Below are 14,381 nucleotides of genomic sequence, written 5' to 3' on the forward strand. Positions count from 1 at the left end.
AATAAAATAAGCTTAAGTGTATTGGAGGACCAATGCTTAAATCTCTGTATCTATTACTTTCTGTTAGTTTGCTCAGTGGCTGTACTGCAATTGGCCTAGTTGCTGATGGTATTGGTGGGCGTGCTAGCCAAGCACAGCCTGCCAGTGCCTATGCAGATAAAAAAGATAATGACCGAGTGAACTATGGTATGACCATGACGATGCTAGGTTATGAAATCGACAAAGCGATTATTGAAGGCTTGGAGAGTGGTAGCAAAGACAAAGACGTTGAGCTTAAATGCCGCCAAATAAGTCGCACAGTAAAGGAATGTGTTGAGGTCAAAGCTGAGCCAAAAAAAAGACCTACATTAATGGATAGTTTTAATGAAGATTAACTTTTCAAAACTTGTTATTTGCTTAATTAGCTACCAATTAGTGGGGTGTACAGTGGCGGGGTCAATAGTCGATGGCTATGCAAAAAACTCACAACCAACAAATCTTGCAACTACAAATGCAAATCAAACTAACAGTACTGTAACCGATGCCGACGGCTTTTCATTCGCAAAGTTAGGCTTCGAAATTGATAGCGCTGTTATTGGTTTACTCAAACCAAAAGAACAACAACCGCAATTAGTTTGCAGGCAAATCACACGCAGTATTAAAGAGTGTGAGGAAGTTAAGCCCTCACACTAAAAATTAAGTATTAATCACAGATACTTTTGATGAAACATTAGGTGTTCATCAATAAAGCTGCTGATAAAGAAGTAACTATGATCATAACCCGCGTGCATGTTAATTTCGGCTGGGTAATCTTTTTCGTTCACGACAGCAAATAAGTGCTCGGTTTTGAGTTGCTCAGTTAAGAAGTTATCGGCCTCACCTTGATCAATACGCATGGGTAAATAATCATCAGTGACGGCATTTTTCATTAATTCACAGCTGTCGTATGCAAGCCAACTTGCTTTATCACTACCTAGGTAATTACTGAACGCTTTTTCACCCCAAGGGCAATTAATCGGGTTCACAATCGGGCTAAAAGCACTGGCGCTGACGTATTGTTTAGGGTTTTTAAGTGCAATCATCAATGCGCCGTGACCACCCATAGAATGACCAGCAATGGCTTTTTTGGTCGTCACAGGGAAGTGCGCTTCGATAAGTGCAGGTAACTCAGAAACAACATAGTCGTACATGTTGTAGTGCACATTGTAAGGCGCTTGAGTCGCATTGACATAAAAACCAGCACCTTGACCAAAATCGTAATTGTCATCGTCAGGCACATTTTCACCGCGCGGGCTAGTATCTGGAGCGACAATCGCAATACCTAGTTCAGCCGCTTTTTTAAATGCTCCGGCTTTTTGCATAAAATTTTCATCAGTACAAGTTAAGCCTGACAACCAATACATCACCGGTACTTTATTCGTTTCGCTGGCACCGGGCGGTAAAAAAATCGCAAAGCGCATAGCACAATGCGTGCTGCTCGATTGGTGGGTATATTGTTTATGCCAGCCACCGCTGACTTTTGTTGAGCTTATGTTTTCTAGCATAACCATATCCTTGAAACAAAAGCGCTAGGTATCAACCTAGCGCCAAATAAAAGATTAATAATGAATAACTGAGCGGATGCTCTTACCTTCGTGCATTAAGTCGAAAGCTTCATTGATATCTTCAAGTTTCATGGTGTGTGTGATGAAATCATTTAAAGCAAACTCACCGTTCATATAACGCTCAACAATCTCAGGTAGTTCTGAGCGACCTTTAACGCCACCAAATGCACTACCGCGCCATACACGACCTGTTACTAGTTGGAATGGACGTGTTGAGATCTCTTGGCCTGCACCTGCAACACCAATGATTACTGATTCACCCCAACCTTTGTGACAACACTCAAGAGCAGAGCGCATTACATTAACATTACCGATACATTCAAATGAGAAATCAACACCGCCGTCAGTCATTTCAACGATGACCTCTTGGATTGGTTTGTCGAAGTCATTTGGATTGACTAAATCAGTTGCACCTAGTTTAGTAGCAAGATCAAACTTACTGATATTGATATCAACACCAATAATACGGCTTGCGCCCGCCATTTTCGCACCGATTATCGCCGATAAACCGATACCGCCTAGACCAAAAATAGCGACGGTATCGCCTTTTTGAACTTTTGCTGTTTTAGTAACAGCACCCATGCCGGTTGTTACACCACAACCAAGTAAACAAATTTCTTCAAGAGGCGCTTCTTTGCTTACTTTAGCAAGTGAAATCTCTGGTAATACAGTGTACTCAGAGAAGGTAGAGCAACCCATGTAGTGATAAATTGGTTGACCATCTTTATAGAAACGCGTTGTGCCATCAGGCATTAAACCTTTACCTTGCGTTTCACGTACCGCAGAACATAAATTTGTTTTGCCCGATTTACACATTTTACACTCGCCACATTCAGCAGTGTAAAGAGGAATAACATGATCGCCTACTTCAACATGTGTTACGCCTTCACCAATGGCTTCAACGATACCGCCACCTTCATGGCCAAGGATTGCTGGGAAAATACCTTCAGGGTCTTCACCAGATAAAGTAAATGCATCGGTATGACAAACACCTGTAGCAACAATCTTTACAAGCACTTCGCCTTTTTTAGGCATCATTACATCCACTTCTTCAATTGATAGTGGTTGATTTGGACCCCAAGCGATAGCCGCTTTTGATTTGATAAAATCAGTCATAACGTTCCCTTATAGTTGTTGGAAGTAAGTATTAAACTTAGTCTATTTTATTTGTTTCTCAATGAATGATAATCTTCGTTTTATTAAAACACTTTTACAGTATGGTAATAATGAATCGTTGGCACGGAATTGATGAGTTTTTAGCGGTAGCAGAAACAGGCAGTTTTACAAAAGCAAGTAAGCTATTGGGTATGTCAGTGGCTCATGTAAGCCGCTATGTGAGCCAATTAGAAGAGCGATTGAACACCCAATTGCTAACCCGAACCACTCGTAAAGTGGTGCTAACGCAAGAGGGGCAGGTATTTGCGCATCAAACAAAACAATTACAACATGCCATGGATGATGCTACGGCATTACTTGCAGAGCAGCAATTGACACCTAAAGGCAGTATAAAACTAACAGCTCCTGTGATGTACGGTGAAAGTTTTATCATGCCTGCGGTACATTCGTTTATGCAAAAGCACCCAGATATTGAAGTGATCAGCCATTTAAGTAATGAGCAAGTTAATCTATTAGAAGATGGGTATGATCTGGCTATTCGCCTTGGTCATTTAAAAGATTCATCTTTAAAAGCACGGCGCATTAGTCAGCGCAGGCTTGTTATTTGTTGTAGCCCTGAATATATCAATAAATTCGGCCAACCACACAGTGTCAGTGAATTACATCAGCACAATTGCCTTATCGGTAATAACAGTTACTGGCGGGTAAAAGAGCAGGGCCAAGATAAGCACATCAAAGTGGCTGGGCGTTTAGCCTGTAACAGTGGTTGGGCATTGGTTGACGCTGCTATCAAAGGGTTAGGCATCGTGCAATTACCAGATTACTATGTCAATGAACACTTAGCCGATGGCAGGTTGACTGCTGTTCTTTCGAATGTTGCACCTGAACCTGAAGGGGTGTGGGGGGTGTATCCACCAAGGCAGTTTATTGCAACCAATGTAAAAGCATTACTTGACCATTTGGTTGCCACTGTTCAAGTATCAGATTTATAATTATTTTTTACAATTTCGCGCATCCCATGCTAGCTAAATCTATGCTAACATGAGCGCATATTTAGCCCTTGGAATACCCATAATTTATTATGTTTCAACCTGTTAGCCTTTTTATAGGGCTGAGATATAGTCGCTCCTCAAAGGGCAATGCCTTTATCTCATTTATTTCATTTTTCTCTATCGCGGGCATTGCTATTGGTTTAATGGCCTTGTTTACAGTTAGTTCAGTAATGAATGGCTTTGAAAATAACCTTAAAACCAACATGCTAGGTTTAATTCCTCATATTGAAGTATCAGCCGAAGATAATTCGAAAGAAACCATGCTGCAGTTAAAGCAGCAACTAGCAAATTCTCAAGATGTTAAACAAGTTAACCTATACCGCCATGGCGAAGCCATTTTACAAACTAACCAAGATTTGCACGGCGTATTGTTACAAGGCCTTTATGATGAAGGAAGCTCCATCTATAACGTAAAAGATAAAATTGTTGCCGGCAATTGGTCACAAGTAATGGACAGCAACTACCATATTGCGATTAGCCGCTACTTGAGTCGAAAATTGGGTATTTCGCTTGGGGATAAAGTACGGGTGATCATGCCTAATGCCAGTTCGTATACTCCCCTTGGTCGAGTACCGAGTCAGCGCTTGTTTACCGTTGCTGCACTTTATGAAACACAGTCAGAAATTGATATGTCATTGGCATTTACCAGTGGCTATTCGTTAGGCAGAGTTTTGAAACTAGCAAAATCAGCAGCACCTAACTTGAGTGTATCGCTGTATGAACCATTTGCTGTTGAGCAAGTATTACAATCTCAGTTAGCTATTTTAAACGATTACAAAGTGACTGATTGGCGAGCTAGCCAAGGGACACTATTTGCCGCTGTGGCAATGGAAAAGCGTATTATGTCGATGTTACTTGGCTTAATCGTGCTCGTGGCAGTGTTTAATATCGTGTCGGCATTAACCATGATGGTGAGCGAAAAACAAAGTGAAGTCGCTATTTTACAAACACTGGGTTTAACTCCGTTACAAGTGCAGCACGTGTTTATGATCCAAGGCTTATATAATGGCCTTATCGGTACCAGTATTGGTGCGTTACTTGGTGTGCTATTGAGTAGCAACATTAATGAATTATTGAATATGTTAGGCATCAATTTACTAGCGGGCGTGAGTTTACCCGTTAAATTTGATGTGATGAGTTTGAGTTTTATTGCCGCAGGGAGTATTGCGATGAGCTTTTTAGCTACCTTGTATCCTGCCAGAAAAGCTGCAAAAGTGAATCCAGCAGAGGTATTACGTTATGAGTGATTTAGTTATCAATTGTCAGCAGCTAAATAAAGTCTATCAAGATGGCGATAACGAGGTTGCGGTATTAAAAGGGGTTGATTTAGCTCTTAAACAAGGCGAAATGTTAGCCGTTGTAGGGAGCTCAGGCTCAGGAAAAAGTACTTTACTGCATATATTGGGTACCTTAGATAACGAAAGCTCAGGCAAGGTTGAAATTAAAGGCCAGCAAGTTTCTAAATTAAACCGTAAACAACAAGCCAGTTTCCGAAATGAAAATTTAGGTTTTATTTATCAATTCCATCATCTATTAATGGAATTTACTGCCATCGAAAATGTTGCAATGCCATTATTAATTAAAGGTTTAAGCGCAAAAGCGGCAACCGAAAAAGCCCATAACATGCTAGATAAAGTAGGGTTATCCCATCGTAGCGAACATAAACCTTCGGCGTTATCAGGTGGTGAGAGGCAGCGGGTTGCAATCGCACGTGCATTAGTTACTGAGCCTGCTTTAGTGCTAGCCGATGAACCTACGGGTAACCTAGATAAACAAAACGCTATTAAAATTTACGATTTGATTAAAGAATTAAATACTAGCTTAAAAACCAGTTTTGTTGTGGTAACCCATGATTTAGAACTTGCAGATAAACTAGGCAAAATTGCCTATTTAGATGATGGTAAGCTTGCTATTAAAGAGTCTCAGCATGTTGCTTAGTGCCTTTATTTCAAAACGCTTTCGTGCCCATAGTGGCCAAAAAGACGGACAAAACGGTTTTGTTAGCTTTATCGCTAAAGCATCGACAATCGGCATACTTTTAGGAGTCGCCGTGTTAATTGTTGCTTTGTCAGTGATTAATGGCTTTGAGCAGCAATTAGTACATCGACTTTTATCGGTAGTTCCGCAGGTTGAATATGTTGCCCCTAACAAACCAATCAATAACTGGCAGTCAAAAGTTGCTCTACTACGCTCTCAAGCCGGTGTAACAGGTGCTGCGCCGTTTATTAGTGTCAACGGTATGGCGCAATATAAAAGTGAGTTAAAAGCAGTTGAAGTGCGTGGTGTTAGCCCTGAATTTGAAAACCAAGTGTCGGCGTTAAACCAATTTACAGAAGGGCGCTTAGTTACTCAGTTACAACAAGAAGATGTACTGTTAGGGCAGCAAATAGTCAACCGATTAGGTCTTAAAATTGGCGACCCAGTTACCTTATTAATCCCACAGATAAACCAGCAAAGTAACACTTTATTGGCGCCAAAACGTGTGAGCTTGAATCTTGCGGGTATTATAAAAATGGGTGGCCCAATTGATGAAACGGCGGCTTTCATTCGCCTTGATAAAGCGCAAAGTGTGTTGAGTTTTGAGCAAAACCAAGTAACCGGTTTACGTCTACAAGTAGCTGATGTGTTCGCAGCCCATCGAACGGCGATGCGTGTGGGGCAAGTTATTCCTGATTATGTCTATGTCTCGAGTTGGTTTAGAACCCAGGGTAGCTTATATCAAGATATTCAAATGGTTCGCACTATTGTGTATATCGTGGTGTTTTTAATAATTGCCGTAGCGAGTTTTAATATTGTTTCGTCATTAGTGATGGAAGTACGTGAAAAACAGGCAAATATCGCAATTTTAAAAACCATGGGCGCACAAGATAGCACCATTTTAGCAACCTTCGTAATGCAAGGTTTTACACAAGCTTTAATTGGTGTGATCTTAGGCACAGTTATCGGTGTGATGCTAGCGTTAAACATCAGTGAACTGTTCACTTGGGCAAGTAACTTATTTGGCGATAACCCGTTACAAGGGGTTTATTTTATTGAGTTTTTACCCAGTAAACTAGTTTGGCAAGATATTGTTATAACGGTGATTGTTACATTTGTTCTCGCTATTTTGGCAACCTTATATCCTGCGTGGCAAGCAACCCGTGTCGATCCTGCAAAAGTTCTTGGAAATTAAGGAAAGTTTATGGATAAGCAAAGGATTATCGATTTTTGGTTTAATGAATTAGGACCAGAAGCTTGGTATCAGCAATCTGATGAAGTTGATGCCTTGATTACGGTTAAGTTTTCACAATGCCTTTTGCAGGTTATCGCTGGCGAGCATGCAGACTGGCGAGTTGATGCCCTAGGCTCTTTAGCTGAAATTATCGTGTTAGATCAGTTTTCACGCAATATTTACCGTAATACGGCGCAGGCTTTTAGCCAAGATCCACAAGCACTAAGCTTAGCGCAAAGAGCAATTGAACTTGGCTTTGATAAAAAATTACCTAGCTCTCAAGCTGCGTTTATTTACATGCCGTTTATGCACAGTGAATCTAAAATCATTCACCAGCAGGCTGAGCAATTGTTTAAAGGCATGAGTAATTCTGAATTTGAACTAAAGCACAAAGTGATTATTGATAGGTTTGGTCGCTACCCACATCGCAATAGGATTTTAGGTCGCGAATCAACTCCTGAAGAACTGCAATTTTTGACTGAGCCTAACTCTTCTTTCTAGGTTGATTGAATAGTACGCAAGTAAATTTAAATGCTCTTTGATTGCCTGTAAATACTTGCACAGCGCCATTTTAAACCTTAAAGTGTCAGAAATGTTGTAAAAGAGTAACCACCATGGAACAAAAACAAGCAAGACCATTAACACCAGAAGAACAAGCTGAAGCGCAAAAACAAAGTGTTATTTGGCAAAGAGAATGTTTCGAAAATGCACAAAAGCATTTAGCTGAAAAAGGCGTTATTCCGCAAACTGTTGTAGAAAAAGAAAGCCGTTTTATTGCGCCATTAGTAGCTATTTGGAAATTTAAAGCACAAAACGGTAAGAGCTATTGGGTGATCACAGGTCGTTTACCAACCGATCACGCTGAAGCAAGTGCAGCAAACAATGCACGTGAAGTATTACGTTATTTCTCAATGCAGTGGCAAATGAAGGCTGATCAGCTAATGCAATCAGGTGCGGTAGATAAAACCAAAGCTGATTTTGCTAATCTGTTAATCAACCGTGCCCATGGCTTATATGAGTTATTTGAAAAAGAAGAAATGTGGCAAAACGAGCCAGCATAACTAACTCTGCATACCTTCTAAGAAAAAGCTGAATAATGTTATTCAGCTTTTTTGTTTTACATGTACCTTAATGCACCAAAGTGAATGGCCGCGTATCAAATTGCTTAATAGGGCAGAGCATTCGTTGCCTTGGAATACCAGCTTCCATAAACACTAAACCATCAGCCGAAAAACCATTTTGTTTGAATCTATCTACTTCATTCAATATGCAATTAATGCTGACACAATCACAGCCTTGCTTTTCAGCCAAATTAACTAAGTAATTCAATAATGATTTATAAACCGAACGATTACGGTGTTCTGGTAAAACTGCAATACGGCCGATAAGGCCATCATTACATAAACGCCCAGTAGCAACTGGGCGTTTACCTTCATCTGTAACGAGCACGTGATGTGCTATTTTATCTAGATGGTCAAACTCAATGTGTCTTGGGATATGTAGTTCATATACAAATACCCGCTCTCGGATTTGTTGTAAGAGTTCCTTGTCGATACTCCATTCAACTTCATCTATTTGATAGCCCATAAACACACACTCCTAACAAAACCAAATACCCTCATTTAAAAGTGTAGTAAAGGTTTTCAAGAAAATATGATTATTTTTTGAACTATTTATGTCAGCAGCGGTCACCCATGTCTGATCGGTGAGCTTTGTTATTAATTCAAGGTCAGTTAAATCATGCATGTAATTAACACCATTAATACTTAAAAGTATTTTATCGTCAACTACTTGATAGATAGCGCGGGTACCACCTAAACGCTCAAAAACAACGTCTTCATCATTGAGTAAGTCATTTACTTCATCTAAAGTATATGGTTCTTCTAAAGGCGCTAAATCCATGTCATGCTTTGGCTGACTCATACTGTTACCAAGCCAAGTCTTGAATACTGCGTCATCATTAATTGCAGCAATCATAAGTTGCTTTACTTTTTCTGCTTCAGTTTGGTTAAGCTCACCTTTAGATGAGCGCAACTTAAGCTCTGCATCACCGTATCGTTGATTACCAAGCTCAGTATCGATGAGGTGATCGGCAAATTGTGATAATAAATCGCGTTGGTTTGGCGCTCTAAAACCCACAGAGTAATTAAGTGCATTTTCAACTGCGTAACCTTCATGTGGGCAACCTGGTGGAATATAGAGAATATCTCCCGGCTCTAACACACAGTCGATCACGGCAGGAAATTGCTCAACTTGTAACAGGCTCTTATTTTGTGCAAATTGCTTTAAGTTCGCATCAGGTAAACCAACTCGCCAGTGGCGTTTACCTTCACCTTGAATAATAAACACGTCGTATTGATCCAAATGCGGGCCCACGCCACCACCCGGGGTAGAGTAGCTGATCATCAAGTCATCGATACGCCAGTTGGGAATAAATCGAAATGGCTCAAGTAGTTGCGCTGCATCGCTATGCCAATGGTCAACTGCTTGCACCAGTAATGTTGAGTGCTTTTCAGTTAGTAAGCTAAAGTCTTCAAAAGGACCATGGTATGCTTGCCAATCATCTGAGTGATTGGTCACAATACGTGATTCAATGCTTTCTTCCATGGCAAGACCGGCCAATTCTTCTGGCTCAATCGGATCAGCAAAATCCTTGAAGCCTTGCTTTATAAGTAATGGTTTTTTCTGCCAATACTCAGCTAAAAATTGCTCTTGGGTTAATGAATTGATGGTTAATTGATACATAATATGACCTAAGCGAATTGATATAAAAAAAGCGAAAGGAAGGCCTTTCGCTTTTTTAAGTCTTAATTTGAATTTAAGCTAAGTTGTCGATGAACTCAACAGCACGACCAATGTAATTAGCCGGAGTTAATTTTTTCATTTCTACTTTTGCTTCTTCAGGTAACTCAAGACCATCGATGAAATCAGCCATGATTTCTTGGTTTACGCGCTTACCACGAGTAAGGTCTTTAAGTTTTTCATATGGCTTTTCGATACCATATTTACGCATAACCGTTTGGATTGGCTCTGCTAGTAATTCCCAGTTTTGGTCTAGTTCTGCTAATAAACGCTCTTCGTTTACTTCAAGCTTGCTAACACCTTTTAATGTCGCTTGGTAAGCGATAAGTGTGTAGCCCATACCAACACCTAGGTTACGTAACACTGTTGAGTCAGTTAAGTCACGTTGCCAGCGAGAAACAGGTAGTTTTTGCGCAAGGTGAGTAAAGATAGCGTTAGCAATACCTAAGTTACCTTCAGAGTTTTCAAAATCAATCGGGTTTACTTTGTGAGGCATAGTTGATGAACCAATCTCACCTGCGATTGTTTTTTGTTTGAAGTGGTTAAGTGCAATGTAGCCCCAAACGTCACGGTCAAAATCAAGTAATACAGTGTTGAAACGTGCAACTGCATCGAATAACTCAGCAATGTAATCGTGTGGCTCGATTTGTGTTGTAAACGGGTTGAACGTGAGACCTAGTCTCGTTACGAACTGCTCAGCGTGGTTGTGCCAATCGTAATCTGGGTATGCACTCAGGTGAGCGTTGTAGTTACCTACAGCACCGTTAATTTTACCTAACATTTCTACGTTAGCAATTTGGTCACGTTGACGCTTTAAGCGCATGTAGACGTTTGCAAACTCTTTACCCATTGTCGAAGGGGTAGCTGGTTGACCGTGGGTACGTGTCATCATCGCAACTGACTTGTACTCAACTGCTTTTTCTTTTAATGCATTTAGAAGTTGGTCACAGTATGGAAGTAATACTTTGTCACGCGCTTCGGTAAGCATTAAACCGTGAGACAGGTTATTGATGTCTTCTGAAGTACATGCAAAGTGAATGAATTCGTTAACTGCGTTAAGCTCTGCGTTATCAGCTACTTTTTCTTTAAGTAGGTATTCAACTGCTTTTACGTCATGGTTAGTTGTGCGCTCGATCTCTTTAACGCGTGTTGCATCCGCTTCGCTAAAGTTATCAACAATGGCATTAAGTAAAGCATTAGCCTCGTCGCTAAAAGCCGGTACTTCTTTGATTGCGCTAGCTGCAGATAAAGCTTGTAACCAACGAACTTCAACAGTTACACGGTATTTGATTAAACCAAATTCGCTGAAAATGCTGCGTAGTTCCGTGGTCTTGCTGCCATAGCGACCATCTACCGGAGAGATAGCGGTTAACGCTGAAAGCTCCATAATGACTCCTAAATTGTCTAGTTTGAACGATAATTAAATTGATTGTTTAGCAATGGCGAGGATTTTTCTTTTTGCAAAGAAAAAGTGACGGCGTTTACCGCCCATTTGTCGCCATAACACGGCACTACGAATTCCGGCCAATAATAGGGCACGAATTTTGTTTTGCGTGAGCTGCTGTTTTAATAACTCTGGCTTGCCATACACTTGAATACGATGCCCAAGGGGGCTTAGCACCGATGAGTAAATATCAGCAAGCGCTGCTACTACAGTATCATCTGTGATAGCAAAATGGTCGAGGCGACGTTTAACATCATCAATGCGACGACCTAATTCATTTAAACTGTTTTGTTTTGAACTTAATGCACGTTCTAATTGCATTAAACCACCCACATATTTTACGATTTCGACGTCTTTGTCGGCGCCAGCCGAAAGCTGTGCAATCAAAATGCGATAGCCTTCACGTAAATTATGCTTACCCTGATACACGTCTTCAGGGCTATTTGGTGATGTTTCAACAATACAGTTTAGTAATTTTTCTAATTCGTGATCACTGCCTTGGCCATATTGCGCAACTTTTTGTACTTGTTTAGCAACTTGACACATGGCAGCTAAAGCCATGACTTGGTGCTCTGTCATTATTTGATCACCGAATCAATAATGCCGCCACCTAAACATACTTCGTCAGCGTAGAATACAGCTGATTGGCCCGGTGTCACTGCCTTTTGTGGCTCATCAAATAGTACGCGCGCCATACCATCTTCACCAACAAGTAAAGTACAGCTGATATCTTCTTGGCGATAGCGGGTTTTAACAGTGCAGCGTGTGGTCCCTTTCGGACCTTCGCGGTCAACCCAGTGCAGCTGGTTTGCATTTAAACCATTGCTGTACAGGCGAGGGTGGTCTTTACCTTGACCAACCACTAATACGTTACGCTCAACGTCTTTATCAACTACATACCAAGGTTCACCCGAACCTTCTTTCATGCCACCAATTAATAGACCTTTACGTTGACCAAGTGTGTGGTACATCAAGCCTTCGTGCTCACCCACTTCGTTGCCATCGGTATCTTCAATTTTACCTGGCTGTGCTGGTAAGAATTTTTGTAAGAAGTCTTTAAATTTACGCTCACCAATAAAACAAATACCAGTACTGTCTTTTTTATCGTGCGTAATTAAATCTTGCTCTTCAGCAATGCGGCGTACTTCAGGCTTAGCAATATCGCCAACAGGGAAAAGTGTTTGCGCAATATGCTCATGGCTTAAAGTGTATAAGAAATAGCTTTGATCTTTGTTGTCATCGAGGCCACGACACATTACAAATTTATCACCACGTTTTTCGCGGCGAACATAGTGGCCAGTCGCGATGTAATCAGCCCCAAGTGCTTGTGCTGCAAATTCTAGAAATGCTTTGAATTTAATTTCTTTATTACACATGATGTCTGGGTTTGGCGTACGGCCTGCTTTGTACTCTGCTAAAAAGTACTCAAACACGTTGTCCCAGTATTCGGCTGCAAAATTTACAGTGTGAAGCTCAATACCTAGCTTGTCGCACACAGCTTGTGCGTCTTTTAGGTCTTCAGCTGCAGCGCAATATTCATCATTATCGTCTTCTTCCCAGTTTTTCATGAACAGGCCTTCAACTTGATAGCCTTGTTGCTTTAATAAATACGCTGATACAGAAGAATCAACACCGCCGGACATACCCACGATGACTTTAATGTGACTATTTTCGCTCATAATATTCGCTGTCATTTTTTAACTGCTATGGAAAGGCCGGTATTATAGCATGCTTTTAGACGCCCAAACCAGCCAAAATCACAGCGCTTATTGGTAAATCAAACTAAGTGGGTAGGCTTTACCAGCTAAATGATCTTCAATGCATTTTAAAACCAGAGAGCTTCTAAGCGGCAGGCTTTTAATTTGCTCAAGGCTAAACCAATCTGCGCTGAGAATGTCATCATCTTTGGGAGATGGTTTAAACAGCTCTGGGCTATTAAAAGCAAAGCTAAAACGCATATAATGAATGCCATTCGCGGCGTGTAAATTATAGATACCAACCAGGTGACTAGCATTTAGACTAATCCCTGTTTCTTCAATAAGTTCTCGATGAGCTGCTTCAGCTAAGGTTTCATTGGCTTCCAAATGGCCGGCAGGCTGGTTATAGCAAATCTCACCTGTGTGTTTATCGCGCTCTTTAACAAGTAAAAATTTGTCTTGGCATGTGACGATGGCGGCCACTGTGACATTGGGTTTATGCATCTGGGTTGTTCACTACTTTAAACTGACCACTGTCTAAGCCATCAAGGGTATAGTTACCAATGCTGTAACGAATTAATCGCAAAGTAGGGAAGCCAACATGGGCTGTCATACGGCGAACTTGGCGATTACGCCCCTCAGTGATAGAGATTTCTAACCAGCTGGTTGGAATGTTTTTACGCTCGCGAACGGGCGGGGTACGCGGCCAAATTGACGGCTCGTCAATACGCCTAACTTTAGCAGGCTTGGTCATGCCATCTTTAAGCTCTACACCTTTGTTAAGTGCAAAGATAGCCTCATCAGTCACATCACCTTCTACTTGCACCCAATAAGTTTTAGCTGTTTTTTTATTGGGTTCAGTAAGTGTGTGTTGTAATTTACCGCAGTTGGTAAGGAGCAACAGTCCTTCACTATCTCTGTCTAGGCGTCCTGCTGCATACACGTCTTTAATAGTAATAAAGTCGGCAAGCGTTTTGCGGTTTTGATCATCAGTAAATTGGCAAAGCACATCAAATGGTTTGTTCAATAGCACCACTTTGCGCAGCTCTGGGCTAATTGCCTTTTTAACTTGGCGTTTTTGAGTAGGTCTTGAATAAGTTCGACCGCTACTGCGACGTGGTTTGCTATTGGCTTTATTAACCATTAAATGCACCTAGCCGGTTTAGGTAAACCTGCAATTTTAGTCGCTTGCTTAGCGGGGCCTTTAGGGAATAGTTTATACAAGTACATGCTATTTCCTTTTTCTTCACCTAGCTTTTGGGCCATTGCTTTGACCAGCATACGAATAGCAGGGCTGGTGTTGTATTCTATATAAAAGTCACGCACAAAATGCACAACTTCCCAGTGCTGCTCACTTAAGGTAATGTTCTCTTGCTCAGCAATAATGGGTGCAAGCTCTTCACACCAATCATTTGAATCAAGTAAATAGCCTTGTTTGTCTGTTTCAATCTGTTTGTTATTAAATTCAAGCATGGT

General features: G+C 41.0%; 18 protein-coding genes. 8 read left to right on the forward strand and 10 right to left on the reverse strand.

The window, feature by feature from the left end:
• The first annotated feature begins 32 nt into the window (after window positions 1–32).
• On the forward strand, window positions 33–374 hold the full coding sequence (locus tag ISP07_RS02790; protein WP_166340299.1) for a hypothetical protein: 342 nt from the start codon (window positions 33–35) through the stop codon (window positions 372–374).
• Window positions 364–672 (forward strand): hypothetical protein, encoded by a 309-nt coding sequence (locus ISP07_RS02795; RefSeq protein WP_209326733.1) that lies wholly within the window; start codon window positions 364–366, stop codon window positions 670–672. The genes ISP07_RS02790 and ISP07_RS02795 overlap by 11 nt, the downstream gene beginning before the upstream one ends.
• A 14-nt stretch (window positions 673–686) precedes the next feature.
• Here the strand turns inward: ISP07_RS02795 and fghA are convergent, their stop codons facing one another.
• The gene (gene fghA / locus ISP07_RS02800) at window positions 687–1,523 is read right to left on the reverse strand and encodes an S-formylglutathione hydrolase (protein WP_209326734.1); all 837 of its coding nucleotides are present in this window, start codon (window positions 1,521–1,523) and stop codon (window positions 687–689) included.
• Between the two features lie 54 nt (window positions 1,524–1,577).
• Window positions 1,578–2,699: an S-(hydroxymethyl)glutathione dehydrogenase/class III alcohol dehydrogenase gene (locus ISP07_RS02805; protein WP_209326735.1), complete on the reverse strand. Its 1,122-nt coding sequence runs from the start codon at window positions 2,697–2,699 to the stop codon at window positions 1,578–1,580.
• 110 nt (window positions 2,700–2,809) lie between these two features.
• On the opposite strand from ISP07_RS02805, the gene ISP07_RS02810 reads away from it, so the two are divergent.
• From ISP07_RS02810 to ISP07_RS02835, 6 genes are all read left to right on the forward strand, one after another.
• The gene (locus ISP07_RS02810) at window positions 2,810–3,691 is read left to right on the forward strand and encodes a LysR family transcriptional regulator (protein ID WP_082389169.1); all 882 of its coding nucleotides are present in this window, start codon (window positions 2,810–2,812) and stop codon (window positions 3,689–3,691) included.
• Between the two features lie 89 nt (window positions 3,692–3,780).
• Window positions 3,781–4,998, forward strand: coding sequence for a lipoprotein-releasing ABC transporter permease subunit (locus ISP07_RS02815; RefSeq protein ID WP_138600616.1), 1,218 nt, complete (start codon window positions 3,781–3,783; stop codon window positions 4,996–4,998).
• Complete coding sequence (gene lolD / locus ISP07_RS02820; RefSeq protein ID WP_209326736.1) at window positions 4,991–5,689, forward strand: lipoprotein-releasing ABC transporter ATP-binding protein LolD; 699 nt, start codon at window positions 4,991–4,993, stop codon at window positions 5,687–5,689. The genes ISP07_RS02815 and lolD overlap by 8 nt, the downstream gene beginning before the upstream one ends.
• Window positions 5,679–6,923, forward strand: a complete 1,245-nt coding sequence (locus ISP07_RS02825) for a lipoprotein-releasing ABC transporter permease subunit (RefSeq protein WP_209326737.1) — start codon at window positions 5,679–5,681, stop codon at window positions 6,921–6,923. The genes lolD and ISP07_RS02825 overlap by 11 nt, the downstream gene beginning before the upstream one ends.
• Window positions 6,924–6,932: 9 nt before the next feature.
• On the forward strand, window positions 6,933–7,463 hold the full coding sequence (locus ISP07_RS02830; RefSeq protein WP_209326738.1) for a DUF924 family protein: 531 nt from the start codon (window positions 6,933–6,935) through the stop codon (window positions 7,461–7,463).
• 113 nt (window positions 7,464–7,576) lie between these two features.
• Entirely contained in the window at window positions 7,577–8,023 is a 447-nt protein-coding gene (locus tag ISP07_RS02835) for a DUF4826 family protein (protein ID WP_054551411.1), read from the forward strand.
• Window positions 8,024–8,090: 67 nt separating this feature from the next.
• Here ISP07_RS02835 and ISP07_RS02840 read toward each other — a convergent pair whose 3' ends face one another.
• The 8 genes from ISP07_RS02840 to ISP07_RS02875 form a co-directional block, all read right to left on the reverse strand.
• Window positions 8,091–8,549 (reverse strand): GNAT family N-acetyltransferase, encoded by a 459-nt coding sequence (locus ISP07_RS02840; protein ID WP_138615853.1) that lies wholly within the window; start codon window positions 8,547–8,549, stop codon window positions 8,091–8,093.
• Between the two features lie 12 nt (window positions 8,550–8,561).
• Complete coding sequence (locus ISP07_RS02845; RefSeq protein ID WP_209326739.1) at window positions 8,562–9,707, reverse strand: cupin domain-containing protein; 1,146 nt, start codon at window positions 9,705–9,707, stop codon at window positions 8,562–8,564.
• Between the two features lie 73 nt (window positions 9,708–9,780).
• On the reverse strand, window positions 9,781–11,151 hold the full coding sequence (gene purB / locus ISP07_RS02850; protein WP_209326740.1) for an adenylosuccinate lyase: 1,371 nt from the start codon (window positions 11,149–11,151) through the stop codon (window positions 9,781–9,783).
• Between the two features lie 33 nt (window positions 11,152–11,184).
• The gene (gene hflD / locus ISP07_RS02855) at window positions 11,185–11,787 is read right to left on the reverse strand and encodes a high frequency lysogenization protein HflD (RefSeq protein ID WP_054561602.1); all 603 of its coding nucleotides are present in this window, start codon (window positions 11,785–11,787) and stop codon (window positions 11,185–11,187) included.
• Window positions 11,787–12,887 (reverse strand): tRNA 2-thiouridine(34) synthase MnmA, encoded by a 1,101-nt coding sequence (gene mnmA / locus ISP07_RS02860; RefSeq protein WP_119852693.1) that lies wholly within the window; start codon window positions 12,885–12,887, stop codon window positions 11,787–11,789. Before mnmA ends, hflD begins: the two co-directional genes overlap by 1 nt.
• An 87-nt stretch (window positions 12,888–12,974) precedes the next feature.
• Window positions 12,975–13,409: an NUDIX hydrolase gene (locus ISP07_RS02865; protein ID WP_209326741.1), complete on the reverse strand. Its 435-nt coding sequence runs from the start codon at window positions 13,407–13,409 to the stop codon at window positions 12,975–12,977.
• Window positions 13,402–14,049, reverse strand: a complete 648-nt coding sequence (locus ISP07_RS02870) for an rRNA large subunit pseudouridine synthase E (protein WP_209326742.1) — start codon at window positions 14,047–14,049, stop codon at window positions 13,402–13,404. Before ISP07_RS02870 ends, ISP07_RS02865 begins: the two co-directional genes overlap by 8 nt.
• Entirely contained in the window at window positions 14,049–14,378 is a 330-nt protein-coding gene (locus ISP07_RS02875) for a TusE/DsrC/DsvC family sulfur relay protein (RefSeq protein ID WP_138600632.1), read from the reverse strand. Before ISP07_RS02875 ends, ISP07_RS02870 begins: the two co-directional genes overlap by 1 nt.
• Between the last annotated feature and the right edge of the window lie 3 nt (window positions 14,379–14,381).

Origin of the sequence: Pseudoalteromonas sp. PA2MD11 (assembly GCF_017808125.1) — a bacterium.
Taxonomy (GTDB): domain Bacteria; phylum Pseudomonadota; class Gammaproteobacteria; order Enterobacterales; family Alteromonadaceae; genus Pseudoalteromonas; species Pseudoalteromonas simplex.